Origin of the sequence: Vibrio lamellibrachiae (assembly GCF_050337265.1) — a bacterium.
Taxonomy (GTDB): domain Bacteria; phylum Pseudomonadota; class Gammaproteobacteria; order Enterobacterales; family Vibrionaceae; genus Vibrio; species Vibrio kyushuensis.
This window is the reverse complement of record NZ_JAKJSU010000012.1, coordinates 136391-163320: the sequence shown is the minus strand read 5'-3', so window position 1 is coordinate 163320 and position 26930 is coordinate 136391. Positions and strand designations below refer to the sequence as shown.

Annotated in this window: 20 protein-coding genes and 1 pseudogene; 5 read left to right on the top strand and 16 right to left on the bottom strand. The window is 42.0% G+C overall.

From position 1 onward, the window contains the following. The 4 genes from L4C54_RS19785 to L4C54_RS19770 all read right to left on the bottom strand — a co-directional run bounded on the left by L4C54_RS19785 (nt 1) and on the right by L4C54_RS19770 (nt 6137). On the bottom strand, nt 1-1215 hold the full coding sequence (locus L4C54_RS19785) for an ABC transporter permease (protein WP_428809498.1): 1215 nt from the start codon (nt 1213-1215) through the stop codon (nt 1-3). Continuing rightward, the gene (locus L4C54_RS19780) at nt 1212-2471 is read right to left on the bottom strand and encodes a TolC family protein (protein WP_428809497.1); all 1260 of its coding nucleotides are present in this window, start codon (nt 2469-2471) and stop codon (nt 1212-1214) included. The genes L4C54_RS19785 and L4C54_RS19780 overlap by 4 nt, the downstream gene beginning before the upstream one ends. After that, on the bottom strand, nt 2464-3603 hold the full coding sequence (locus tag L4C54_RS19775; protein ID WP_428809526.1) for an efflux RND transporter periplasmic adaptor subunit: 1140 nt from the start codon (nt 3601-3603) through the stop codon (nt 2464-2466). The genes L4C54_RS19780 and L4C54_RS19775 overlap by 8 nt, the downstream gene beginning before the upstream one ends. Nucleotides 3604-3896: 293 nt before the next feature. Next, on the bottom strand, nt 3897-6137 hold the full coding sequence (locus tag L4C54_RS19770) for a hypothetical protein (RefSeq protein ID WP_428809496.1): 2241 nt from the start codon (nt 6135-6137) through the stop codon (nt 3897-3899). Between the two features lie 484 nt (nt 6138-6621). Here L4C54_RS19770 and L4C54_RS19765 point away from each other — a divergent pair, with 484 nt between their 5' ends. Beyond that, nucleotides 6622-7794, top strand: a complete 1173-nt coding sequence (locus L4C54_RS19765; RefSeq protein WP_428809495.1) for a YcaO-like family protein — start codon at nt 6622-6624, stop codon at nt 7792-7794. Between the two features lie 1131 nt (nt 7795-8925). Here the strand turns inward: L4C54_RS19765 and L4C54_RS19760 are convergent. The 5 genes from L4C54_RS19760 to L4C54_RS19740 all read right to left on the bottom strand — a co-directional run bounded on the left by L4C54_RS19760 (nt 8926) and on the right by L4C54_RS19740 (nt 14316). After that, nucleotides 8926-10245: a serine hydroxymethyltransferase gene (locus L4C54_RS19760; RefSeq protein ID WP_428809494.1), complete on the bottom strand. Its 1320-nt coding sequence runs from the start codon at nt 10243-10245 to the stop codon at nt 8926-8928. Between the two features lie 11 nt (nt 10246-10256). After that, nucleotides 10257-11264: a phytanoyl-CoA dioxygenase family protein gene (locus tag L4C54_RS19755; protein WP_428809493.1), complete on the bottom strand. Its 1008-nt coding sequence runs from the start codon at nt 11262-11264 to the stop codon at nt 10257-10259. A gap of 200 nt (nt 11265-11464) precedes the next feature. Beyond that, a complete protein-coding gene (locus tag L4C54_RS19750) occupies nt 11465-11863 on the bottom strand; it encodes a hypothetical protein (protein ID WP_428800150.1) in 399 nt (132 codons plus the stop codon). Nucleotides 11864-12287: 424 nt separating this feature from the next. Beyond that, a complete protein-coding gene (locus L4C54_RS19745; protein ID WP_428809492.1) occupies nt 12288-13610 on the bottom strand; it encodes a hypothetical protein in 1323 nt (440 codons plus the stop codon). 163 nt (nt 13611-13773) lie between these two features. Next, the gene (locus L4C54_RS19740) at nt 13774-14316 is read right to left on the bottom strand and encodes a hypothetical protein (RefSeq protein WP_428809491.1); all 543 of its coding nucleotides are present in this window, start codon (nt 14314-14316) and stop codon (nt 13774-13776) included. Between the two features lie 92 nt (nt 14317-14408). On the opposite strand from L4C54_RS19740, the pseudogene L4C54_RS19735 reads away from it, so the two are divergent. After that, nucleotides 14409-14964, top strand: a pseudogene (locus L4C54_RS19735) (transposase); the annotation flags it as partial. A gap of 134 nt (nt 14965-15098) precedes the next feature. Here L4C54_RS19735 and L4C54_RS19730 read toward each other — a convergent pair. Continuing rightward, the gene (locus L4C54_RS19730; protein WP_428809490.1) at nt 15099-16574 is read right to left on the bottom strand and encodes a hypothetical protein; all 1476 of its coding nucleotides are present in this window, start codon (nt 16572-16574) and stop codon (nt 15099-15101) included. Beyond that, on the bottom strand, nt 16571-18349 hold the full coding sequence (locus L4C54_RS19725; protein WP_428809489.1) for a hypothetical protein: 1779 nt from the start codon (nt 18347-18349) through the stop codon (nt 16571-16573). Before L4C54_RS19725 ends, L4C54_RS19730 begins: the two co-directional genes overlap by 4 nt. 386 nt (nt 18350-18735) lie before the next feature. Between L4C54_RS19725 and L4C54_RS19720 the strand changes: the two genes are divergently transcribed. Beyond that, complete coding sequence (locus L4C54_RS19720) at nt 18736-19770, top strand: hypothetical protein (RefSeq protein WP_428809488.1); 1035 nt, start codon at nt 18736-18738, stop codon at nt 19768-19770. A gap of 137 nt (nt 19771-19907) precedes the next feature. Here L4C54_RS19720 and L4C54_RS19715 read toward each other — a convergent pair whose 3' ends face one another. Next, nucleotides 19908-20048: a hypothetical protein gene (locus tag L4C54_RS19715; RefSeq protein ID WP_428809487.1), complete on the bottom strand. Its 141-nt coding sequence runs from the start codon at nt 20046-20048 to the stop codon at nt 19908-19910. A gap of 408 nt (nt 20049-20456) precedes the next feature. Continuing rightward, nucleotides 20457-21416 (bottom strand): LysR family transcriptional regulator, encoded by a 960-nt coding sequence (locus L4C54_RS19710; protein ID WP_428809486.1) that lies wholly within the window; start codon nt 21414-21416, stop codon nt 20457-20459. 167 nt (nt 21417-21583) lie between these two features. Between L4C54_RS19710 and L4C54_RS19705 the strand changes: the two genes are divergently transcribed. After that, entirely contained in the window at nt 21584-22393 is an 810-nt protein-coding gene (locus tag L4C54_RS19705; RefSeq protein WP_428809485.1) for an enoyl-CoA hydratase/isomerase family protein, read from the top strand. Nucleotides 22394-22459: 66 nt separating this feature from the next. Continuing rightward, nucleotides 22460-23341 carry a radical SAM protein gene (locus tag L4C54_RS19700; RefSeq protein WP_428809484.1) on the top strand — a complete coding sequence of 294 codons (882 nt, stop codon included), beginning with the start codon at nt 22460-22462 and terminating at the stop codon, nt 23339-23341. Nucleotides 23342-23639: 298 nt separating this feature from the next. Here L4C54_RS19700 and L4C54_RS19695 read toward each other — a convergent pair whose 3' ends face one another. From L4C54_RS19695 to L4C54_RS19685, 3 genes are all read right to left on the bottom strand, one after another. Continuing rightward, nucleotides 23640-24737: a Fic family protein gene (locus L4C54_RS19695; RefSeq protein WP_428809483.1), complete on the bottom strand. Its 1098-nt coding sequence runs from the start codon at nt 24735-24737 to the stop codon at nt 23640-23642. Between the two features lie 382 nt (nt 24738-25119). Beyond that, nucleotides 25120-25716, bottom strand: a complete 597-nt coding sequence (locus L4C54_RS19690; protein WP_428809482.1) for a tyrosine-type recombinase/integrase — start codon at nt 25714-25716, stop codon at nt 25120-25122. Between the two features lie 123 nt (nt 25717-25839). Beyond that, complete coding sequence (locus L4C54_RS19685) at nt 25840-26292, bottom strand: hypothetical protein (protein WP_428809481.1); 453 nt, start codon at nt 26290-26292, stop codon at nt 25840-25842. Nucleotides 26293-26930 lie beyond the last annotated feature (638 nt).

Here is a 26930-nt window from a genome sequence, read left to right as displayed (position 1 = left end):
TTATGCCCTCGCACTCAAAGCCACCACTGGCGCAAGACGCGATGCTCTTCTTGCAGGGAAATAAGACGCCAACAATGCTAGAACAAGTGTCACTAATAATGACCAAACAATGGAATTAGGCGTGATAACGGGAGACCCTAGCCAATTAGGCAAAGCCATAAACGCAAGTAAATCAACCGTCATATAGGCGATCGTCAAGCCAAACACGGTGCCGACCATAACCAAAAATAAACCTTCGAGTATAAATTGAGTAAGTATCGATTTTTGTGTGGCGCCAATCGCTAACCGCACACCGATTTCTCTCGTCCGTTCCGTTACAGAAAGGAACATAATGTTGGCCACTCCAAGCGCACCAACCGCCATGGTCATTGCTCCGCTCGCACCAAGAAAGAGTTGAATGCCCCGAAAAATACTCTCATACAGGGCACTGCGTTCACTCCAGTCCGGTAGGTTAAGGGCTTCGTTATCTGTGGGATCAAAGCGCAACTGCTTTGCATAAAAGGTAACGATGCCCTGTCGGAAAACCGGCTCCGCCATACCGCTGATAGGCTTTAACATCAGCGATATTGGCTTATCCTCCCACAAGTCGAGATACGTGGTATAAGGGATGAAAACGATCTGGCCGTCAATATACATGCTGCTCGCGTCTTCGTCTTTGATGATACCTATCACCCCAAAAGGGATTCCATTTACTTTGATCTTTTGCCCAATGTGGATTTCACTCACTTGTGCGATATGAGCGCCTAACACAGCAACGCGTGTGTGGTTAGCCATATCACTCGGTGTAAAGTTGCGAGAACCCAGTTCTAGCTTTTGTAGCGTCATAGAGAAGTGAGGCGGTGAGATGCCGTTCACATAGTTTGTTAAGCTCTGTCCTTTGTCGTTGGTTACGGTCGCATCCATTTTGGCGTAAACGCTGACTGCCGCCTCGACAAAACCTGACTGTGTGATCATATCGACCTTCTCTTGCGGAATATGAATTGGGCGTCTTGAAGGCATTCCTTGCCATGGTTTACTCGTGCTCCGTGGGTACGCAGATTGCACATTCTTGGCCATAAACGACAACTGCTGAATTTGATAGCGATAAAAGCCCTCACCCAACGCGATCAGCACCACGACGGATATCACCCCCCAAGCAATGGCAATAATGGCCAACATACTTTTCACACGATGCGCCACCAGCGTTTGCCATGTTTGCTGTAATAAACTTGTCATGAACTAAAAAACTTGGAAATCAATGCCATGGAATCATCATCCAACTTACCTGCGATCTTCAATAAGCCGATGCGTTGACGCCAATAGTTGTATAAGTGGGTTTGTAATTTATGTTTTGACTCGAACAATTGATTGTATGCGTTGATCACTTCCGATACTTCGGTCAAGCCTGCCTCGTAGAGCTTCTCTTTACTACTCAGCACTTTCTCGTGTGACGTTACTAGTTCGTTCGCGATCAACACTCTATCCCAGTTGATATCCACTTGAATAAACTGTTGGGTTACGCGTTGTTGAATATCGATTTCTACTTCACGTAGATTTTGTCTCGCAATGAGAACGTTGAGTGATGCGGTATCGACTTTGGCGCTTATCGCGCCGTTTATATCAATTGGCACATCGAGAGTAACGCCGGCGCGAAATTCCTCGGTTTTGCTATCATACCCTACGCTACTGGTGAGCTTTGGGTAATAGCCTCCTGTCGCCTCCTTTTTCTCTAACTCGCTGGTTTTGACATTCTGCATTGCTACCAAGAGTTTTGGGTTACTGTCTTTAGCTAACTTCACCCACTGCTGTTTAGACTCTAAGCGCATTGGGGGTTGAACGAGAGGTTCCGTGCGGATTTGATCGACATTTTTCGGGAGTAGGTTGGTTAACGCCGCCAGTTTGACGCGGTTGACTTCTAGTTCAGCTCGAGCATTCAACAACCCTGCTTTTGCCTCGACGTGATTGGCGCTGATCTCTTCGACATCGACCGATTTCACTTTACCTGCAAGGTAACGCTTCTCAATAATCATCAGCAGCTTGCTGGATTTTTCTAGTTTGGATTTCGCCAATTGGATTTCGCTCTGCGCACTTGCCACATCCAAGTAACACAAAAGCAGCTTCCCTGCTAAATCATTGTAATACAAGGTAAGACTTAACTTAGCTTTGATATAACCGGCTTTGGCTTTATCCAAACCTGACCACGCACTACTGTCCCAAATGGTCTGATTAAGGGATGCCCCATAATTAGGAGGGGTCGTTGCTGACTCACTCCACCCTACCGATGCCCTTGCACCCAAACTGGGTAATAGTGGACTTCGCATAGCGTCCACGCCAGCGTCACTAACTTGGACACTTATCTTGGCTTTTTTGTAACCGGGATCGTTTTGTTTCGTCTGGTGCCAAGCTTGTTCAATTGAGATCGCGTCGCTCGGTAAACTGACGGTCGTAGCCAAGATCAAACACCCGAACCTAGATATGGGGAACTTAACCATGTGGTACTCCCATCATCATGCTGTTGTCGATAATTTGGTCATCTAATTCGACACCATCCAACACTTCAACATGGATACCATTGGACAAGCCCAACGTCACTTTCTGCTTTCGGAAACCTTGCCTAGAGCTATCCGGGATCAGCACGTATGGCGTATCGCCATCAAATTGCAGGGCGCGCTCAGGGACGGTTACTACATTCTCGGATCGCTTCAAGGTAATTTGAGCGGTTGAGGAGAAGCCCGAACGTAGTCGAACGTCTTGTGGAATGTTGAGCTCACCCACTTCCACTTCAAATCCATTATCAAAGCTTTTCTCCCCCTTCGAATTGTTGCCTGACGAGTTTAGGCTCTCGGACTGAATCGCCACTTTCGTGATCACGCCCGATATTTCGACATCGGGATAAGGAGCAACAGCAACCATTACCGCCATACCCTGAGAAAGTTGTGCTGCATCATATTCACTGACATGACCTTTAAAGATCAGGTTATTCATGTCAGCCAATGACATCATTTCTGTCGCGGTTTGGCTCGATTCTGTCGAGATGATGGGCTCACCAACTTCAACTTTTCGGTTCAATACCGTGCCATCAATTGACGCAGTGATGGTTGAGGTCACACGAGCGTCACCGATAGAGGCTTCACCGCTATGGATCAACTCTAGGTTATGACGCTTTTGTTGGACGTTCGCTTGTTCTGATTTCACCGCTGAACGTGCACTGACATAAGCGTCAAAGTTTTTTGGGATGATTTTCTGCTTCACCAAGCCTTCCCAGTTAGCCAGTTTTTGTTTGTGCGACTCCAAGTCCGCTTCGCTACGCTTCAACTCTGTAAAAGCTAGCGTAAGAGCTTTAGGGGTAGGATTTGGACGCACTTTAATCAACGGTTGGCCCTGTTTAACTTCCTCACCAACTTTAACGTAGATTTCGCCCACGATACCGTTAATCTGCGACTTAATTAACACCGAGTGCGCCGGAACAATTTTGCCGACCGCTATGGCTTGTTTTTCAATGGTTCTTGCTACCGCAGAGAGTGTGGTGAAATCATTCGGTTGAACCGAAGATTGCAAATATAAATAGACGCCACCGCCAAGCAATGTAGCGCTCACAGTAGATACCAGCCAAGTTTTTGCCATCATTGATACCAATTGTTGTTGTGTTGTCAGTGAACATCACATGGACAAAAAATTGTAGCGATGTTCAATATTCACCGACAAGTTTCGACTTCTCACCAGGCACCAAATCAACCTAAGCAGTTAATTAGTCTGATATTTATCAAGTATTCTTGTTCGGAGCTACGAAATCAGGGTCTCACACTGATACAAACTGAGAAGCAAAGCATATTAATAAGAAGCTATGAGGCGCCTTACGATGACCAACAGCAATTGACCCCATTTTGGCCCTGCCATGTGCTCGTTCATTCAGTACCTCAAATGGGGAGTGAGCGTATAGAACCTAGCGGGCTCGTCAGCTCTAAACAAACTGAGTTTTTGCGTTCGGTGATCACTCGGAAACAATCTCGACGGCCGGTATCAATAACTTCTGAGAATAAATAACGTTCAACTCGAATATCGTTAGTACGAGTGATTATGTAGCTTAACAATTTCATTTTTATCGTTACCCTAGGGTCTCTTTTCACCAAAGCAAAGTTCTTAACTCGCTCCAGGAATTCCTTCGTGTCGATCTGGGCAAGAATGTCGTAATTTATCCGATGTCCAATGGTGTTCTTTGTGTAATCTACTCTGTCGAAATCCGCATACGAAACCAACAGTTTTTCATCTTCGGTAAACAAAATAGGACCAATTTCACCATCCCACCCCACTCCACCATTCACCCCTATTTCTTGATCCGTTAATGGCACCACCGTGTATCTATAATTGTGGTTTGACCAAAATGAACGCGTAATATCGGGTTTGATACCAGATCTCAACGAAAACGCATCCGCAGCAGCTTCAGAATAAGGACTCGCGATCCCATATGCTGCAAGATGTGGGGTGTACACACCTTTACAATAGAACACATCAAAGCTTGTATCCCACCCAGCACAGAACACACCCGTAGCACTATCCGGAAGATAAGATATCTGCTGCCCTTTTCCTTCAGACTTAGTCTGAAACCGCTTTCCATTACCACGCGTTGAAATAATGGCCGTACAAGTATCTAATAGGCCGATATGATCATGATATAGAACAGGGTGACTTTGTATGTTGGGAAGTAAACGTGTATCTGACAAAGCGAAAGGACGTGTAGACCAAAGAGGCTTAATATCCTTATCATCAAATATTTCAGTTTGTCGGCAGTACGGCAAAAAATCCGGAGCTGAAACGATAGAATAAGCCGCAATATTGAGACAACGGTTTAGTCTCCCTCCGCCATGAATCGTCGAAACCTTAACGTAACCGTCCCCTGAATGATCGACATAATGAAGAATGTTATCTTCATTTGATTCTAGGTAGGTCTTAAGATCATCTTGCCAGTTTACATCTTGCGTCATCCCTGTGAATTGGTTTTTGATGGCATGCCTTATATACAAAAACTCTGGTGTCGATCGTGGAAAAATCGACAAGTTTTCGCCTGCTTTTATTCGACTCGCAATGGGGACAGCGCGAGGCATCAAACGTAAGCTAGAGTGACACAAATTGATCTGGTGGCGTCTGTTCATCAAGGAGAGTGAAAAAGGCTTTCTGAGACCAACAAGTTTTTCTTCAGATTTGGCTACCTGTATCAATTCGGCGTGTATGGCCGGACATAGTATTCCCAACTCAGCGTCATAATCTGCAATGTTTTCATTTACTTTAAACGGGTAACTACCCCGTTGTTCTGGTTTACTACCGACTTTTAGATCCATACCGTCCGACAGAAAATCGTGTACCTTCTTAATCTTTTCGTTGGCGTGGTATGTTGAATATTCCAGATTTAAGTTCAACCCTTTTACACACTCACTCCCATTAAAAAGTTTGTGGATCGGTAGCCAAAAATCTAACTGTTCATCTTGATAAGAGGAAAAAGGATCGCCTCGCTGACCCACATTCAAGCGATGTCCTAATATAGATTTACTGCCTTTTACCTTCATCGCCAGATAAGCATCGTACTTTGCAGGTAAAACGCGCGTACGATGAGGATCATCAGCGAATCTCGAGACAAAACTTCGTCGTTTTTCATCGTAGCATGGAGGCGCATCTCCTACGCGAGTGATCCCCGTTCGAGAGTACACCATATCAGCATGTTTCTTGTGGACGGTTTCATTAGAAACTCGATATTGATTGGCGAATACGACTACGGCACATTCTTTTGAGTCTAAGTACTGCTGTAACTGGTCTAGTTTCAAATTCGCTAAGGCGAAAACATTATTTTCAATCACATTTAGAGCATGTAACGAAGGAAATTGAGTTAAAGGAATTTTTTTTTCTTTGTCAGCCCACATCACGAGCGGCGAGGCAAAAGCATGGTACAACAGACTATGCGCGGGTTTCGATGGCGTAATGGCCTGATTACCTTCCTGAGCAAACTCTCTAAAACCAGGAATCGTTCGATTAACGTACAGTGGTTTTTGAAGTTCAGAAGAGAGATCTGAAGCACAGATATTGAGCCCATGCTGACTAAAAAGATCCCCCCAACCATAGGGTGCCATTTGTCGCAATATCTCTTTTAATTCATCAATAAGCGCCATTATTTTCCTCCCTAATCCCCTCGCTGTAACAACGCATGCTTGTCTTTTTACAATAAGAAAACTGGCAGGAAACACCGATACAGTAAATAGCCTTACTGCTAATTAATTATTATTTATTCATCACTTTTACCAAGCATCAGGGGTTGGTTAACAGGACTTCCCCTGCACCAAATTAAATAGCAAATAACAGTCTTATATCCCTGAGACCAAATAAGTCGCTACTTTCAGAAGGAAAATGCCAATTTCCAATACTTAAATAGCGATAAATTACTCCTTAACAATCGAGGTGCATGTTTATATAAATCCACTGGCTAATAAAACGTACATCACCAATAAGGGCACCATAAAGATGGGAAATTATTATAGCGAAACCAATCCAAGTTATTCCATAAGGATTAATTAAGCCTACGCCCTCGGCTATACACGATTAACAGCAATAAGCGTCAATTAAAGACCTTCTACGATAACACTAAATAAGGAGTTGATGATGGACATCGTACCAACAGAACGTCAAATGAATGCCAATCAAGCTATTGAAAACATTGTAAAATGGTTTGAGGCGCACGACATAGACTCCTCTCTTACAACAAGCCGTAATTATCTAGTGGCAACCGTTCAATTATTCAATTCGAAAAACGAATTCTTAGCCTCGGGGGCGGGCAAAGGCCCTTGGGCAATTATTGGGGCATACTACGAAGCGTTTGAACACCTTTTATTGGAACATCAATTTATTTCAACCAATACGTCAATTCGTTCTTTACGCTACTGGTTGGGATCAGAAGATCATCACGAAGACTGTCTTTTTGGGAAGCCTCTTAAAGAATATGAAGATGGGCTTTTGAAGTTTTCTCGATATTACTCTCTTCTCAATGCGCGAACCTACCTGATCCCTGAAGTGCTCATCAATCCTTTTTATAAAGAGCCTCTTATCAATAGCGACGCATTTCAATTTCTTAAGCCGTATTCAGTCAACAGCGGTTGGGCCTCTGGTTCAACGTTCGAAGAAGCCATTTTGCATGGAGCAAATGAGGTGATCGAATGTCATCATATGAGTGAGCTTTACAAACAGTGTATTGGTCATAAAACCTCCTCTGGTTCGGAGGGATTTTACAAGATAAAATTACCCTCGGCTCTATTGGTGCACCCCTTATCCATTCCCAACCTTGACCAAGTTTCGGTCGTTATGTCGAAAACAATATTAGGATCTTATTTCTGTACTTGTGTTCTATTGTCCGACCTCAGCCCGATGGCGCTACGTTCATCAGGCGTCTCATACTCAGAATATCATGCCATTGAGCGAGCATTGTTTGAATTGGAGGAAACCATCGAACTCTTCACCACCAAACGACGTGACTGCGAGATCCAAGCAGCTAATTTATTAAGCTGTACGCCTAAACTAAGCAGATTGATAAAACTCTCGAGTCTAGACGAGCTCCCCTATAAGGATCTGACCTCATTATCCCCCACCAGTCATTACAAGTTTAGTGCCCATTATAGGAACTTAATACAAGCCTTAGACGATAATAACTGGACCCTACTATTTCATACCGCTTTTCAAACCACCAATATATGGCTGGTGTCTGTCTTTATTCCAGGGTTAGAGCGATTCAACGTCATTGACAAAGGTCACTGGGTCGTACCATTAGGGAATAAATGATGATGTCACCTTTTCATTGATACAACACACCCGAGCACGCATTTTCTGTTACCACTACGGTCATTAGGTTGATCAATTTTCATAAATATATGACGCGGAGAATCAATAAATAACCCATTATTTATTACACTATTCGAACGAAATCAGCCAACATAGCATTGTGTAGCGTTGAAGAAGAAGTTGATGTTGATGAAGTTGATGGAGAGGAGGGGTACCTGGGTAACACTAGCCTAGTCGGTTGACTGGTCAACTTTACCCAATATATTTTTCCAACGTAGGCACACAGTAGTAAATGTTGTAACAGCAAGAGTTTCCTGTTTGGTTAACACTTTACGCAGTATTTAGGCTACAACGTTGCTCCACCTACGGAACACCGGACTGTAGCCATTTTTTTTCCATGGAACCTGTATTAATAAGGCATGAACAACTTCCAAGTTTAGGTTCAACAAACTTACCCCACATTGAAAGAACCAGAAGCCTCGTAGAAATAAAGCGGCATTTATGGCCTAGAAATGCCAGAAACCCAAGTATGATCAAAATACTTCCTGCCCATCGTGAAATAGTTGCCATCCAATGACTACTTACCTTACATCGACGTAGCAAATAATCAGACATTATTACACTTAATAGATAGACACTACTGAATACGATATTCGTAATCGTTCCTAAAATCAGTATTTGCAACCAAACAGCTGCACTATCGCCTTCTCGAATAAATTGAGAAAGAAATTCGATATAAAACATCGCGGCTTTGGGGGGAATTACGTCAACAATAATGCTGTCGATAAAGGCTCTTCTGGCACTATCCCCTCAAGGTGAAAAGGAGATTTTCTGACTGTTTTTCGTTATTACAATGCGCTTTAATCCTAGCCAAATAAGGTAAAGCCCTCCGAGTTTTTGCATTGTTAAATAAAGTTGAGGAAGGCTACTGATAAATACAGCAGAAATACCCAGCTCTTCCGAGGGAATATGAATGTAGCCACCAATGTGCAAACCAAACACTGTGACCAGACCTATTTTTCTCCCACTCGATACTGTTTACGCTACGCTATACAATATTGCAGCTCCTAGAATATATACATAGAGCAACGTCACTATCATATACGTGATTAACTCGGTCCCCCGAAAGCATCAGGTATCATCCAAACAGTATTTGAACGTTTGAAGTTCCTTGGCTAAATCTGCCACGACGATTCTAGCATGGTCATCAAAACAACGCGTTAGAAGGCAACCGGCAATGACCTTAGCAAGTACGACAAGCGCGTTATGGGTGATCCCTAAGCGAGTCACTTCGGTGACTCCAATACGAATACCTGAAAGCCGATGTCCATCGCCCGGTAAAGCAACTGCATTAACAAATATACCAACGTTCTCCAGCCGATACGTTGCAGCTTTTGCCCCCTCTGGATAACACCATTTTACTATTATCTGATGTGTCTCAGTGTAATCGGGTGCGCCGAGTACCTCTAGTCCTTCACTGTGTAAGAGTGAGGCAAGCCGTTTGGCGTTATTTATGCCTGTTCTCATGTACTTTTTACCAAAAGTTCTCATTTCGATGCATGTAACAACCAGTGAAGCGACTCTATTTAGCTGATGAGATCCGGTTAACGTTGGAAAGATCATGGTTTCTATAGGCCTGGACAAGTGGTCATCATTCCAACAAATGATTCCGCCTTGAGGCCCACTGAACGTTTTCCCTGTGGAGCCCGTAAAAACATCAGCACCTTCCAATATCGGGTTGGGGTAGACACCCGCAGCAATAAGCCCCGCTTGGTGTGCACCATCAAAAAACACACGGCCCCCCCACTGCGAAATAATGTCTTTGATTTCTCTAACAGGAAAAGGAAACAGATGTACCCCAGCGCCCAAACTCACTAAAAGCGGTTTGTGAACATTCGCAAGGTATTCAAATTTATTCAAGTCGATTTTCAGAGTTTGTGGCTCTATAGGGAGATCGATAATCGAGTAGTCGAGTATTCCAGGTGGCCCCATTTTATAATTGGATAAATTCCCTCCATAGAATGGATTGAGAGCAAACATATTTGTAATGTTAAAACGTTTTTTTAACATTGAATACACCACCGTATTAGCGTGTACCCCTCCCATCAGTCTTGGGTCAGAATGTTTACATTGAAATAGATCGTTAATAAGTGAAATAGCCAGCGCTTCAATTTCATCCGCTTGATCAAGCCCTGTAAAATAGCGACTCCTACGGCCTATCTCACCACACGATGCTCGAGTACCAAGCTCGCAGCTTAATAAATAGCGAGCCTGACGACTCATTGGACTATCAGCGGCGACAAGGTTTATTCCTTGCTTGCCACGGATCTCGTTATGCCTATCAAGTATGCTGATAAGGTGTTGATATAGCCTATCTCCCGTCAACGATACCACCAGTTTTTTAGCCTTGTTGATTAGGGTATGGTCGTGGTAACTGTTTTCTGAAAGCAAACGGAACCTCCTCACTCTTGGCGGTATTTATTCCTACCACCAGACAAATCCAAACCAGAAACCAGCAAATTCGTGTATTCTGAGATGTTAAGGTTGGAGCCGTCAAGAACGTCACCTAAATGTCGACCGGAGTAAATTTCAGCATCCGTTGTCGTGATTCGAATATTCATGGCCAATCTTTCTGTGTTCGACATGTTGACCAATGAACAATGCATTGTTCGCTCAGCAAAAATGACAAACTCTCCCTTCCTCATAGGCACGGTAACGATGTCGGCGTCATCATCATTAACCCAAAAGGTTTTCTTAACCATCATCTTTTCAAATTTTGCCATGGCATATGTTTTTACCTCTTCGTAAGGCTCCCCTACCCAATCATAATCGTGAAAAATGGCAGAAGTATCCACATCTAGAACCAAGGCGAGATTATTCACCCGTTGAACAATGTCTTCGACCGTACTGCACTCTAGAAAAAGGTCTCGCCAAAATTCATACTTAGGCATGCTGACCATCGTTTTTCTGTACTGTTTTTTGTGAGAACCACAAATAAAGCGTTGAGGCGCACACTCGATTTCAACATCCGTTAACGCAATCCAAACGGTTAAATTCCACCAACCTTTGTCTCTACAATTGGGCCCCAGACTCGGTATGTTATTTCCTATTTCTTCCCAATCAAAATCGCCCCACTCTCCATGCCAACCAGTACTGGTTTCAAGGGATCTTTTATGGCATATTTTCGACCGCCACAGCACCAAATCCTGTCCTGCTAACGATCGCAAACAAGACACTAATGTGGGGTGTGTGACAAGCGCTTCGATGACGGGTGAAACGAGGTGCCAATCATGAACTGAATAACGTCTATGCAAGGGGTGCACGCTAGGGTTAGAGATGATCTCTTTAACTACTTTTACAGCGCCATTAAGTAAAAGCTCGTTAGCAAATCGAGGCAGCGGCCCTACAAAGCCACAATCGATAAAACACTGTATTTGTTGTTCTGTAAGACCTTTACCTTCAATATTCATTTAACTTCCTTGCGTAACGTCACATCATAGTTCAACCTCTAATTTGCCAAGTAGTCATTCAATAGGAAGTAATTTAAGGATAATTTATTAGGGGAAAGGAAGCAGTGTCGCTGTAAAAAAGCGCTCAGAAAATCAGACAGCAGCCCAACTAAAGAAAGAAAAATTCCTCATCTGGCTACCTTCTTAAACAATTCGTTATGTTATTTTCTTGTTTTTATAGACAAAATAGGAAACTTATTAACTGCAAAACTGATGATTACAGACATTACCTCATTACCTTTAAAGCTCTGAGAAAAATTCGAAGGGAATATGTAATCGCCATTCGCCAAAGTGGACAATAAATGTTTTTCTGTCAATGTTCTACGGCTACTTGACTCGTTCTTCAACGTTACAACAGCCCAACGCTCGCCTCCCTCTTCACTCAGCAATATATAGTTGATAACCGTAAAATCGCTTATATTCGGTTCAATATTATCTTCATTTGGAAAGGCCAACTCGAACCTTTCAGAAACAACTTGCTCAATATTTATCGCCTCATAGTCATCTGATAAAGCAGAGAAAGACAAACACAAAAGAGCAGAAATAATGTACTTACTCAATTTAAACCCTCCAATTATAAACGCTTATTAGTCCGAGAAGTCGGCCTAGAAAACAACGAACTAATCACTAGCCACTAACTCTATTTCGCTAACTTAGGACAACAAAAATCAAAGAGAGTGAGCACGATAAAAAGCTTGGGTCGCTTCCAATTTAAAACGCAACGATTGTAGAGCACCCAACAGTTAGCTTAACCAGTAAGCTATGTCTACTCTCTTCACGTGGCAAATAATTAATGATTAATCATTAGCACCTAATGGCTATCTACTTGTTGTACAAACAGCAGCAAGTTACACCTTTATGGTCATCAGATCTTTTCGGTCTATCTAAATCGAAATTGGACAGAAGTAAGTTAGTGCTATTGCACTAACTTAACCATATTCGATTAGAAAATGTATCTTGAAACCCTAAATGCTTGTTAGCTGCTTATCTGACAAGCGTATCGTAGTCTGTTTTTACACCACTAGGAATACTAGCAGGGTCGAATAATTCAAGAGCTCGTTTCAGACGATTTAGAGATGCAGGAGAATTACTCAGTCTGCGCCCTAGGTCTGAGTTACGATTCATTGAAAGACGAATTAATGTCGCTATTTCTCTAGGAGAGAAGCCTTCAATAATTTTGGTGTAATAAGGCACGGCTGCATTAGACACACCATACCCATTACCAACAGCACAACATGCTACAACATGAACTAAGACTTCTTGCATAGTTTCAGGAATTGCACCTTGCTGGGTCAGTTCTAATAAGCGCTCAGCGAATGGAGGTTCGTTATAAAAGTTATTTGTACCATTATGTACATTCCACAACCGTGTAGTGGCTTTGGAAAATACAGCATGCTGCTCCGATTCATTCAATAGACCGAGGTAACCTAATTTTTCAAAAAACTGTAACGAAGCTGTATGCTTCTCTTCAAAGCCCTTCGCTACATACTCAGTATGATGGTTAATTAATTCGGACTTAATTGAACTAGTAAGGGTATCTTTTAAACCAAAGCATATATCTAAAGCATTTAGTCGAGCTGGTTCACTAGTTGCTGAATCACAATAAATTCCGTGAACCATCGAAACCAACAATTGACGTTGGGCATCGTGAGTGTCTTTTAATCTTTGAGCCCAAATTTGACATTGCTGCTCATTAAATCTTCCGCCTTTAACTGCTGAGATAAATGCACTAATTTCGACTCCTCTTGGAGATGCTGAATCAGCTAATGCATAACGCACACAGCGATTTAAGAACGTAGTAAATTCTCGGTCATTCACTGTCCCCATTGTAGGGTGTGCTGCTGAAAAGTTGTTTCTTACGTCTCTGCATTGATCTAAGAAAAAATACCCATCTTCATCGATTATATTTAGCTTCAGACATAGCTCTAATAACCGACTATCTTGAAGTTCTAAAAGGTGTTTCTCCTCAAAATCGCTTTGGCGGATTTGGGCGACTACCGCTAGCCCAAAATTTCGAATTTTTTGACGCAAATGTAAAATTGCGGCATTCCAAATGTAGTTCATTGCACCATCAAATAATCCCGTACTTACAGCAACACACATTCTTGCCACAAGCTCTCCACGTAGATCTGATGGGATCTCTCTTAGCTCTCGTGGTAAATCGCGCCATGCATATTCAATTTCTTCATCGCTAGCAAGAACATTGCGAGGAATACCCAATGAGGTTGTTAGCTCAGTAAGAGCGGGAAGTACCGTATTAGGTAGCGATGGTAACTGTACATCTTCTCGAACAACTATATCTGACATTGTATTGTTTACCTTTAATTATAATATTTGAAACTTATTTTTGGAGCGGATAACGCCCGCTTAACTTACTGCCAACTGCACTGCATACAAACGGACCACCGTAATCACATAACCCAAACCGAACCAAAATTGCCGCAGGTCGGCAGTCAGGCTGAAGCGTTTGTTATACCACGGACATCGCTGATTTCTCAGATTTCCACCTAAAATAGAGACCTTTAACGAACTGATGATATTCAACTATATCGTCTTTCGTGAGTGGGGCTGGACGATACTGCTCTGGGGGAGCATGAGATATAGCGTTCCGCAAACTAGCCCAGTTTAGTAGCTCCTCTATTTCTTCGGCTGTTATCGTATAGCCAATAGCGGTTAAAGAGTCTAGCTTAGCTTTGAGACCAAACAGTTTCTTTGCCCCTTGAGTTTCAACAAGTTGATGTGCGATTACTGCCTCAATTAATCCCTGTAACCGCCATAACGCAAATTGCCAGAGATATTGATTATCGGTGTATCTGTAATACGCAACGTCATCCAAAATCTCTTCGGCAACATCAGGGCTTTCCTGTCTTACCTTGGCAGCTTCAACTTCATATTGCTTATTTCTGGCTTGAATCATCTCTGTTACCAAGGTTAGTGCATGATCAAAGTCTGACTCTGAAATACCGTATACCCAATAGTCCTTTTCAGTTAAATTTTTCAGCTGATCTCGCACAAAAACTCCTTAGGGGTATAACGAATGACATGGATTCCCCCCTCTCGAGGAACTGCCACACTTAAGTTGTACACATTTGCACCGGAGGCACCATGTCTGATTACTCTTATTTTTGCGGGATTGATTTAGCTAAAAACCACATCAGCATTCATGCTGTTGACCAGCATGACAAACTTTTACTTCATAAATCAGTCACTCGCTCTAAACTGCTGACTACAATAGCAAATATGCCACCTATGCGAATAGGTGTCGAAGCGTGTGGTGGTGCACATTATTGGGCAAGAACATTACGCAAACTCGGGCATGATCCTCGTATCATTGCGGTTAAATATGTCACTCCCTATCGAACCAAAGAAAATAATACCTCAATGGTGAGGTCGCTATATGGGAAGACGTGCAAAGACCTACTACTCGCTTTGTTCCTGTCAAATCCCCTGAGCAACAAGCTATCTTAGTGGTTCATCGAATGTGAGAGCATTGGGTTGATCATCCCCGTTGGTCGCGCTTCGTTAATGAGGCTAGTACCTGATATACTTGCCCCCCGAGAACGAGCTTCCTAAATTGGCACGTGCAACGCTAACTGATGCATTCGAGCACCTTAAATCTCCGAACCAGAATATCGATAATACAACTCCGTGTTACATGAGTTGCTAAATTAGTAATCTACGGATTACTTAGCGTATTGAAAAGCCTCTAAGCATGTGACCTAATTCAGCATACTGCACATTGCCAGGATTGTGAGGGGGGTTAAGGCGCCATACTAGACGCCTCACGAGAAAGACCTAGACCATTTTTGCCAGTTCTAGGTCTAGGTAAGCATCCACTTTATCCGGTTCAAGTCTTCCAACTAAGTACCAAGCCTTAACTTCTTTAACCGCAAGTACACCAAACCGAGCATAAGCAATGATGTTAGCGTGTTTCATAAACCCGAGAACAGTGCCTCCAGATTTCAATGTTGCGTCCACAGTATCTACCGCACATAGGGTTCCATGAGAAACCAACAGCATACGCCGCAATTCAGGATTAGATACACTTGGGATACACTCAGACCAATCTTGCTCATGATAGAAACGACGTTTCACCACCCACATAATTCGAGTCAGCAATTCCGTTATTACAACCGGTATCGCCATTGCAGCACCGTGGCGAGCATCATATCCTTGTTCAAATACTTTCACTGCCATCGTTGCAAAAGACTGTTTGTGCTCACCAAACTCACCAATGTCAAACAACTGAAGTAGGCTAAAAAATGGAATAGGGATACCTGAGCCTCGCGTTACTGCTCCAGACGAACCGGCAACATCTGAAAACAGATGTCCTAGCCAATTTGTGAAGCCACTAAATATTTTAGAAATAAAATCTGAGCCTTGTAGCGCGAATTCATCTGTATCGATAGTGATCAACTTCCCACCTGCAATGAATGACGCGGTATTAGTAAATTGATTCAAAATAGAGAAAAACAAACCGACCAAATCAGGGGAGTGACCAAGACTCTTAATGTGATGGTTTTTTGTACTCATTTTGAACAAGTGGTCAACGTCACCACCATGACGATGATCGTAATTAATTTTAAAGTTCCTCTCGAGAAACCCGATCGCACTTGTGGTTGGGTCAGAGCCTTCTCTTGGACCTTTCCATCCGTTAAGTTGAGCAAACTTCTCTACCGCTTTATTGGTCATTTCATCGGTGAACTTCCCTGCAAGACCTTCACCAGGAGCAATGACAAAGAAAATATCAATCAAGCCACCAATCAAGCCGCATGTGGACGCAATAAAGTAGTCATACTTATCACAATTTGCATTCTGATATGTGAAGTCTTCCTTCACCCATCTTTCAAATTCGATACGTTCTGATACGGACATTAAATCTTTGTAAGGGTCGGAGTCTAAGTTAAGGCTTTGACGCTGAGCATAAGCATCATTTAACTCAAGAATATCTTCCAATGAGTCTGCTTTGGATACCTTTATATAATCGATTTGTTCCACTGTATGAATTGGCGTAGTAGACTGATAAATTGAGTGCTCATCAACTGATACTGTTGACACCTCACTTAACTCATCGTTATTACCAAGCATTGTTTCTGCTTGGCTGATTGCATCCAATAAAGCCTGATTCAAAGCGTTTTGGTCGTCGTTTAGTTCATCAAGCTTGTTGTCGGTCGTTGACAGCTGAGAGGCACCAGTTTTCAACTGGTGCTGTTGTACTTTAGCCGCATTACCAAGCTCTGTTAGCAAATGATTTTTACTGTCACTACTCACTGAAACATACCCTTAATTGCGGTTTTCGCTTGAGAGGCTTTATGACCTGCAGCTCCTACGACAATGTCAGATAAGTTGTAGTATCCTATTTGATCAATAGCAGCGGATAAAGAGTCCAGTTCTTTAACGCTCAAGTCATCTCGTAAGTGCCAACCTTTACTTTCTTGTTGCACATAGCAACCAAGGATAAAATCACGAATAGTCGATGCCGTGTAATCCGAGGTCAAACTCTCTACTTTCTCGCGCTCGATGGATGCTGGAACACGTGTACGAAGAGTTGCTTTTTCGGTAGCTTCAGCGGACTTATTAAGTACCTGACCTGCTGAGGTTAGTTGTTTGAGAGTCATCATCAACTTACCGGCTAGTACCTTCGTTTCTTCATGCCCTGAAATTGTTTGATTAAGTTTGTCTGTGATATATGCAATATCTTCCATTAACTGAGAAAGCGTTATTTGGGTTTGTTTGTTTATTGAAACTAACATCAGCTCACGACGCTTATTGCTGTTTAGTTCATCAGCGCCAGTGAGTTTCTTAACACCAGCGTAAGTTCCGACACCAATTAGCACAATAACACCAATCCCAGTAGCCATACTAGAAAGCCCAAGAACGCCACCCATACCAAGAGTAGCCAAACCAGAAGTCATACCTGCAGCCGAAAGGCCTATGACGGATCCAGACAAGTAAACTGCTGCAATCGGAGTACCCACAGCAGTCGCTTTTGCTGCTAGCTTCTTCATTTCAGCCTCAACTTGCTCGTTAGTAGTGTCTTCATTGAGCAGCTTGAAGTCCATTCTTATTGCCGCACAAATTAGATCTATCGTATCGGTCGAAACATCAAACAAATGTTTGTAATCATTGAAGAACGGGAAGTCAGAAGTAACGATATACTCTTTATCACCTTCAGATTTAGATGTGACTGAGTTTAGGTACATTAAGTCTTTACATAGTGACACCATAAGCGCTTTAAACTCAATTGGTGTACAAAAGGATGATAGAGATTCGACCAAGCTTTGAGTTTGTTCTAGTACGTCTGACGATGATAGATAGCTGCGTACCGCGAGGCGACTACTTGGAGAAAAGTCTAAGCGTGTCATCAATCTAAGAATCTCTGCAAGTTCCTTTGCATCAATCTCATTATCATAGTAAGCCATGTTAATAACGATCTTAGTGTAAGCTACACGAACGTCATCGCTCATGTCATTCAATGCAACAAGTACATTTTCTTCTTGATACTCTGAGAACTCGGTCGCGCAAGTCATTAATACTTTTGCCAGTTTTTCTACGTTACAATCGGCAACTAGTGAAAGTAGCTTTCGAGACCCGTCTTTCAAATGTAGTAAAACAGATTGTTCCTCTGCAGTGTCACCAGTGAGGACAACATTTTCAATCTGGTCGAACTCTATGAAAATACTATCTGAGAAGTGCTTCTTGTAGAAAATCCCCTTTGCCGTAAAAAGCACACCGTCTTTGATGTTTTTGAGTAAGGTAGAATCCAGAATACCAACAATGCTGCTCGGTTTTATTTTATTCTGATTATCGATTGAAAAGTTGTCCACCGCATCATTCAGGACACTTTCAGAAATACCTGGAGCAACGTGAATGTCCGCAAGGTTTGCATTAGCTGATATTTCAGATTTTACTTTTTTTGCTTTATTCAGCAATGAGCTACCAAACCCCAACACACTCGAAGTATCTAATTCATCATCATTAGTTAAGGACTTTTGAAGTAAAAGTGTAGAAAGGTTTTCTTGAAGATATACAGTCACACTAGCCATAAAATTCACTCAATAGTAATTGTTAGATTTATTCTGACATTGAACAGCCACCGAATTAATAGGCATTAGCAAAGCTTATTCCAATAGTCACCCATGCACATAATGAAATACTATGGGAGCCCGGTCAAATGATGCAGAGCGATTATATGACGATGTCATATGTCAAAAACGTTTAGGGGCATAAAAAAATTCATAAAATGCCATATGTAACACCTCTGGATAAAACCGAGTCAGCGCCTTTCCTAAATTAACATTTAATGGATTACCTTCGGCATCACAAAACCTTTGGCCTAGTGGTCAAATTTATTCATCCACTAGACTCCCATAGATCCAGTCCTCGACAAATATATTACACTTATATCGACTTAATGAATTTTGGATAAATTATGGGACGTACACTTACCTTTCCGCGCGGTGATACTGGTTTCTTACCAAACATTTTCAATCTAGCCGCCATCCTTCATAAACCAATCAGCGCACGTAGAATAGCTAAGTTTCTGTCTGTTGCTGCGAATATTCCCCTAACTCTATCTGATTCCACACTAGATAAGATGATGACTACTGGTGTTGGGAAAGAGTCATGGAAACGCTTCGAGACATTACTTATTAAAAGTGTAAGTTCCAAAAACAGGGCTACTCGTACTATAGGGCCGCAAAGCCCCATAGGTAGTCATGATTCACATATAACATGGACCTTGATTCTGAATGAGTTTAGAGAGTTTTTACCACCAGATCATAGCAGTATTTATGTTCTAAATTACTTAGATAAACGTTGCCATATTCACGCTAAATCCATGCTTAGGCCTCAAGCTAATGGCGTACAACGTCTTGAGGTCGTCAGGTTTTATTTGGGCTATACAGGACTCACCGAACAAGAGAGAAAAGAGGTGTACCTAGATTTCAAAGCCAAGTTAACTCAATATAATTCTGGAGTAAGTATAGAGGATATTAATGCAAGAAAAGGGATCGCTATTGAGCGTTTCGAACTTGATTTCTATCTTGGTTTCCTTTCTTCCCTAGAAGAAACCTTAGGGCGTGTCGTACTGCAAGAAATTATGAATCAAAAAAAAGACACATATTGGCAATGCTTCCTCAATTATGTACTCATTCATAGTATTGCACAGGGAAGTGTTACTAAGATGGCTAAAGTAGTTCCGATCACGGGTTTGTATCAAGATACAGAGCATAGAAAAGAAGCTCAGAAGAATAAGCTTAATAAGTGGCGAAATGGCAAGGATCTTCCATCTAACAAAGTGTTGGGTATTTTTCTTACAAAACTAAAGGTTAGAGACTTGCTAATTTATGCTCATAGTTGCCGTTATTTAGACAAGTTACGAGACTGCGGTAAGTGGACATATTGGGACGACATTGTGACAAGTGACAATATCTGCCGATATCGTAACTATTTACAGCAAGCATAGAGCATTTGTAAAATAGAAAGCTGCCAATTATGACAGCTAATCTATTACTAACTATTTACTTTTATGTGGGTTGTTTCCCCGCCCCTTCCCTGATGGCTTGCCTGTTGTGCTTGGACCATTGTTTGGTCTAGGATTGCTCATAGTCTGTCCTCCCAGTCTTCTGGCCGATCATCTTCTCCGCGTGATTGCCAATAAGCATCATGCTCAGGATCAAGTTGTTGAGAGTGGTTATCTAGGTCAGCTTGAGTCGGCTCATAGCCATCTTTAAATCCAGACATAATTGGATTCCTTTCTAATGAGTAGCGTCATTGCTACAACACAAATAATGCAATAGAAAAACTGTTTCTATAAGGGGGGGTAAAAGCGTATAAAACTAATTCCGTTTATTACACTCATAAATTTGGCCACTTACATAAGAAAAAGTAAGTCAAATATTGCTTGGGCGAAATGTGTGTTGAAAGAGTTAAACAAGGAAAGGGGCATTTTCGTGTTTCATACCCCGTCAGCTCGCTTCTGGACATAAATGATTTTCGGAAAAGAAAATATTAACAAATCATGAATTAAAACTAGTATGGGACTGGCACTTAACTAAGAGTCCAGTCTGGATGGTGCGGACCACTCAAGCAATAATGTATTAAGTGGGTATAGAATTACATTAATAACAGCCTATTTTTTCGTTATATTACTCATTTACTAAGGTTGTAATTATTATACAGCTCATTGAAGTTGGGAATGTTGGCGTCCCAAATCGGTTTGTCCTCGCCGACAATAGCCTTTAATACATCTATGAATAGCTTGGTTTTTCGTGGCGCATCTCTGTGGGGGTAAACCGCGTAAAAAGTGCCATAATCTTCCAGTGGTAATTCCGTCATAACAGGCACAAGCTTCCCTTCAAGCACTTCATCATTGATCATTTGAGCGGCAACAACAGCCAATGTATTGCCACTTAAGGTACTTTTAACTACCATTTCAACATCATTCACTTTATAAGCCGCATTCAATTGAAAATGCTGCAATGTGCCTGACTCGTCATAATAACCAAACTTGTTTAATACAAGGCCACTATTAGCATAAATAGTGGCAGGTAGTGACTCTAACTTGTCGAGTGAATCAATGGGGCCGTGTTTTTCAATAAAGTCTGGGGCGGCCACAATCAATAGCCGACTTCTTGCAATCTTTCTTGAAATCAAGGAAGAGTTTTTAGGCTTACCAATGCGAAAACCAATATCAAAGCCTTCTTGCACAATGTCGACAACTCGGTCGTCTAGTCTCAACTCACATTCAATTTCGGGGTAGCGTGACTGAAAAATTGAAATCGCATCTTGTACGAACTGGCGACCAAACATCATCGAACTGGTAATTTTCAAAACCCCTCTTGGTTCTGAGTGATAATTTTGTGCTAACCGATGTGTATCGTTGAGCAGATTGCGTAGCTCCGTTGCCTGCTTAACGACTTCACCACCTGCAGTCGTTAACGATAGCGAGCGCGTCGTTCGATTTAGAAGGCGCACTCCAAGCTCGTCTTCTAGACGCCCTATTTGCTTAGAGATCATTGAACGATCCACGTTTTTCTTATCGGCTACTTTTGCAAACGACCCTAACTCCACCACATCAAGTAGCATCAATAAACGACTAGACAAATCCATCTAAACCTCAAACTCTACAAAAAACAATTGATGAATATATGGCACCAATATAATTCCAATTGTGGCATTTATCGCATCCAGCTAAACAAATATAGTAGCTACATCGTCAAGAGGGCAAACGTATTCCCCCAGTGACCAACAAATTTATCACTTTTTTGGAGTCAATTATGAATAAGATTACAGTTTCAAACCAAAACGGCATCGCTACAGTTTCAATCAACAACTCACCGGTCAACGTTCTAACGATTGATCTGATCAATGAAGTGAATGAATACGTGCTTTCACTAAAAGATGATCGTGATACAAAAGTGGTTGTATTTGAATCACTAAATGATGCACTTTTCATTGCACACCTTGATCTGAATATCATCAATGGCACTCAAGGTGGACAAGCAGCATGTATTGAATTTAATCACATGATCGAAAACATCAAAGCAATGAAACAGGTAACTGTAGCGGTTGTTGACGGTGTGGCTCGTGGCGGCGGTAACGAATTCGTAATGGCATGTGACCTATCATATGGCACTGAAAATGCTCGATTTGCTCAACCAGAGCTTAACATTAATATTCCTACTGGCGGTCAAGGCGCTGTGCAATTTGCACGCCGTATGGGTAAAGGTAAAGCTCTTCAAGCTTTACTACTTGGTAATGACTTTACCGCTCAACAAGCTGAGCAACTAAACATTATTACTCAGTTCGTACCAAAAGCAGAACTTGAGTCATTCCTAGCACTAACGCTAAGCATGTTCGCTCGTTTGGAAATTCGTGACATTGTTATGTACAAGGAAATCATTGCCACTTCAGTAAAAGATGAAGCAGCAGGCGCTGAGCTAGAATTACGCTACTTCCTTGAACGTGCTAAAGAGCAAAAAACAGCGTTGATCATTGATGCATTCATGAAACATGGTGGTCAAACAATGCGTGAAGTTACAGACCTTAATGGCCTACTTATGGATACTGCAGGCGAATTTGCTTAAGTAGACCGAAACTATTGTGCCTACCCATATCACGGGTAGGCAGTCGACCAATTTAAGAGGCTAACTATGAGATACGAAGGCAATATTTATCGCCCGCCACCAGAGGAAGACGCTTACATTCTGCAATGCACCATCGGCTGCTCACATAATCGCTGTACATATTGTGCGATGTACAAAGACGTACGCTATAGAGTTCGCAGCATCGAAGAGCTTAAAGAAGATATTCAAATGGCCAAAACCGCTTTAGGGCGCAATGTCGAGAAAGCCTTTCTTAGTGATGGCGATGCAATTTCATTGCCTACTGACATGCTTTTGGAGATTCTAGCGGAGCTTAAAGCTGCATTTCCAAAACTTCGTCATGTTAGTACCTATGCTGCTCCTCAAAGCACACTCGATAAAACCGCACAAGAGCTCAACCAGTTGAAGCAAGCGGGGTTAACGATGATGTACTTAGGCGTCGAGTCTGGTTCAGACGACGTACTAAAAGATGTGCGTAAAGGGGTTAACGTCGAGCAGATGCGACAAGCAGGTCAAAATATAGTTAATGCTGGTATTTCACTTGTTGCTATGGTCATGCTTGGCCTTGGAGGCAGTGGCCCTCAGTCAAAGGAACACGCTAAGGCAACAGCAGAGCTGATCAACCAAATGAATCCTGACTTCTTAGGGCTGCTCACTACAGTTCCTATTGAAGGCACCGCACTGTTTCGTAAGGTAACCAACAGCGACTTTATACTGCTTGACCCATATGAAGTATTGGAAGAGATCCAGGTGATGCTCGAAACTTTATCGAACGAAGCTATGATCATCGACAGCACGCATGGCTCGAACTTACTCTCAATAAGAGGAACCGTCGGCGAGGTCAGAGAAATGGTATTAGAGAAAATTAATCACCTGTGCCAAAACAAAGACGACAGCCTAATTGGTCAAGCTTATGTTGGCAGGTTTTAGACCAAAATCAGATGTGTGCTAGGTTAGTTAAAAGCGCCACCGTAGAATTTTGTTCAATGAGTTAGTTACTAGTTCTATGAGATCCCAACTAAGGCACTGGGATGTCTTGCTCTGTAACTCGTTAGAAGCTTGGAGCATCAGGCTTTTAGTGAAGCAATGCATTAATTGAGACATTTCATCGATTAGAAATTTTAAGTCAATTGAGTAGTACTAGCATGTAGTAAACTCGGACGCTAGATGATTTCGGGGCAATAACGAGATAGTAAAGTTGAGAAGACTGACCGCTCATGCAGTGAGTCTATCTCTTTAATAAGTACCGAGTACTTCTACCTGCTCCTGATTTCTCTAAACACCCTTGCTCCACAAGCACCCTTAGATGGCGGGTGGCTGTCGGTTTACTGACTTTTGCGACCTTGTGATATTGAGACGTTGTTACTCCTTCGGTAAAGTCACCATCTAACAATCTATTTAGCACTTTTACTTGTTCATTGGTCAGCAGTGTTTGATCTACGTTTCGCCAGAAATTTGTTTTGAAAACAGTTTGGTCAATTTCTTTTAATGCCTCACCAAACGTTTCATTTAGCGTCTCAAAGAACCAAACTAACCAATGAGTTATGTCTACCCCCCCTTTCTGAGTTCTCTCAAGTATTTCATAGTAGCTTTTTCGCTTCGCCAATATACTCACAGACATTGCGTAGAAGCGGACAGATTGCTCCTCTGCTTGTGCCAGCGCTAAATCTGTCAATAAACGTGTTATACGTCCATTACCATCAGCCAGCGGGTGTATCGTCACAAACCACAGATGTGTTATCGCGGCGCGAACTAATGGGTCAAGCGAGGTGTCACCTTTTGAGCTGTTAAACCACTCAATAAATTGCTCTAATTCTTGATCTAAAACGTCGCGTCCTGGTGCTTCAAAATGGATCACGGGTTTATCTAACCGACCAGAGACAACTTGCATCGGCGTATCCCCCCTCAGTTGGCCACCAACGACAGGATTGAACATCGTATAACCTTCTGGAAATAACCGTTCATGCCAAACTAAGATACGCTCAAGGGTTAGTTTTATATCTAGATTATCCACGGCATCTAGCATTATTTCTGCGAGGCCGTCTGTTTGCTCAGTCGTTGGGAACGGTCGCTCTTCAGTAAGTCCTAGCTTACTCGCAAGTGACGAGCGCACTGAGAATGCATTCAATTTTTCACCTTCAATAGCGCTTGAATGAACGATGTTGGCCAGTAGAGTATCGAGCATGCATTCTTTGTCATCTTGTGAATGGCTAAGCATTTTCCCCAATAAGATGCCCTGATTTAATCGAGTTCGCCTAACCAATGGCTCAACAGTCGCTTTGTCCCAATTGAAGTTAGGCCAATCGTTGTTTTTCCAGATCCACATAGGAGTTCCTTGATTCGTAATACTGCCATAATCAAATCACATTATGATTCGTTTCCCTCAAAGAATCAAATCATAATATGATCTGATTAGATGTATTAATCAGATCATATTATGTGCATTTTCCAGATTCGTATTAAATTTGGCTCTAGAATGAACGATTGTCATTGGTGCTTGTAAAGGACTTAGATAACTGTTGTGATTAACCAAACTTGCCCTGTAATGAACAAGCTATATTGGCCGCAAAGTTAGGGTGATAGATAAGATCTGCTAATGAAAACTACTGATTAGAATTCGGGCCCCCTTTCCCCCTAAACTCGCCTTGGAGCAACAGCTTGTCAGAATAGTAGCTAATTGAAACCCTAAGAAATAGAGTTCCTTTCGACTAACAATCAGTGCCTTCTGAAAGTAACAATGCGTCTTCTAATTCAACACCAAGATAGCGAATCGTGTTATCTACCTTTGTGTGTCCCAGTAAAAGCTGCACCGCTCGAATATTTTTCGTTTTTGCATAGACCAATGTCGCTTTGGTTCGCCTCATTGAGTGAGTGCCATACAGGTTAGAATCCAACCCAAGATCTGACGCCCACTTTCTGACTAGGTATCTATAGTACGAATAGCTAATTGGTTGTTGCTTTCGCCTTTTGCTTGGAAAAAGAAAATCGCTGGCGTTTAGCGAAGAAATTAAAATCCATTTCATTAGACTTTGTTGAGTTCTTGTCGTTATTTCAAATTGAACTTCAATGTCTGTTTTTCGCTGAATATGCTTAACACGACTAAATATCCTATCTTGCGAAGATACATCGCAAACTCTGAGCGAGAGCAAGTCACTCGCTCTAAGTTTGCTATCAATAGCTAAGTTAAGTAGCGCAAGCTGCATCAAACTATTTTCAATCTCTAACCTGGTTCTGATCCGCCAAATTTCCTCAAGCCGAAAAGGCTTTTTGACGCCACTTCGTTTTGTTTTGTTGAAAACCACCATGATGACCTCCTTCTTTTTTTGGTCATCACGATTGTAGTTGGAAAGAAATGGACAAAGGCGAGTAAGAACAGCGTGTTCTGACTCGGCACCGACTGTAACGGCTTCAGGCAAGAGCTATATAAATTAAAATCCAATACCAACGGAAAAGCTGACTTTCTGTTCATCCAACTCTAATCCTTGATAAGCACCTACCTTAACTAACATGCCAATAATTCCAAAACGGCCGGATATACCTAGGTAGTTGTCTTTTTTAAAATCACTGCTGCTACTTGAGATATGCTTATACGATACGCTAGCCCCATAACTCATTTTAGGAAATAACCCTTCACCGAAGCCTAGATCTAGACCTTGGCCATATTTACCAATACTGGCTTCTAAATATGGTCCTTTATATCCGGAAGAAGCACTCTGACCAAGCGAACCACCGTAACTGCCTGTCACTCCTAAAGCAGAATCGTATTGGATGCCAAAGAGCGGGATGCTTGCAGCAACATCAACAGGAACTGCGAACAAACACAGAGCTAATACGAGACGAAACCAAGAGTGTTTTTGTGAGTGACTAGTTTGCATTTCCATTGATAAAATCCCATATAAACACTAACTTTCCGACCGTACTAGTGGGAATGTTAACATACTGATTTTTCAGTTAGTTTAGACAAGTGACTTCGTATCTTAAACGAAAATACCAATTCATTTTGTCTATATTGTTAGGTGAAGTAACCAAAAATAAAGTAATGAGAAAGACGTCAACATTGTATTTCAGGATACGCCTTATAAAACGACTTAATGAAATAACGAACATTTATACAAATAACTTGGTCTGTCATATATAACGGACCAATTTAAGTAAAATTAAAGAAAGGAAGGAAAGATTCTAACTTGCTTAGCGGGGAGCCAATCTGAAAATGCCAACAGTCACTGTTCTAGTCAAAGATATAAGAACGTATTCGTTTCTTAGTGCTGATCTAGATACCACGTCGACTTCTCATCCTCGAAATAGTGCACTTCCTCTTCAGGTTTTAGCTGAACTTCACTAAGCCAAGATTAAATGACACTTTCCCTGTGTTAACAGAGGCATTGAGTTTGTACCATTGAAGATTGGAACCACATTTTCTACAGAATCAAGCTATGAGTTGAAGGTTTGGATACTATCTTCTCTAAATCATTGAAAGGCGTCTTGAGCGACTACAGAGAAAGATCTAAATGCCGCACCA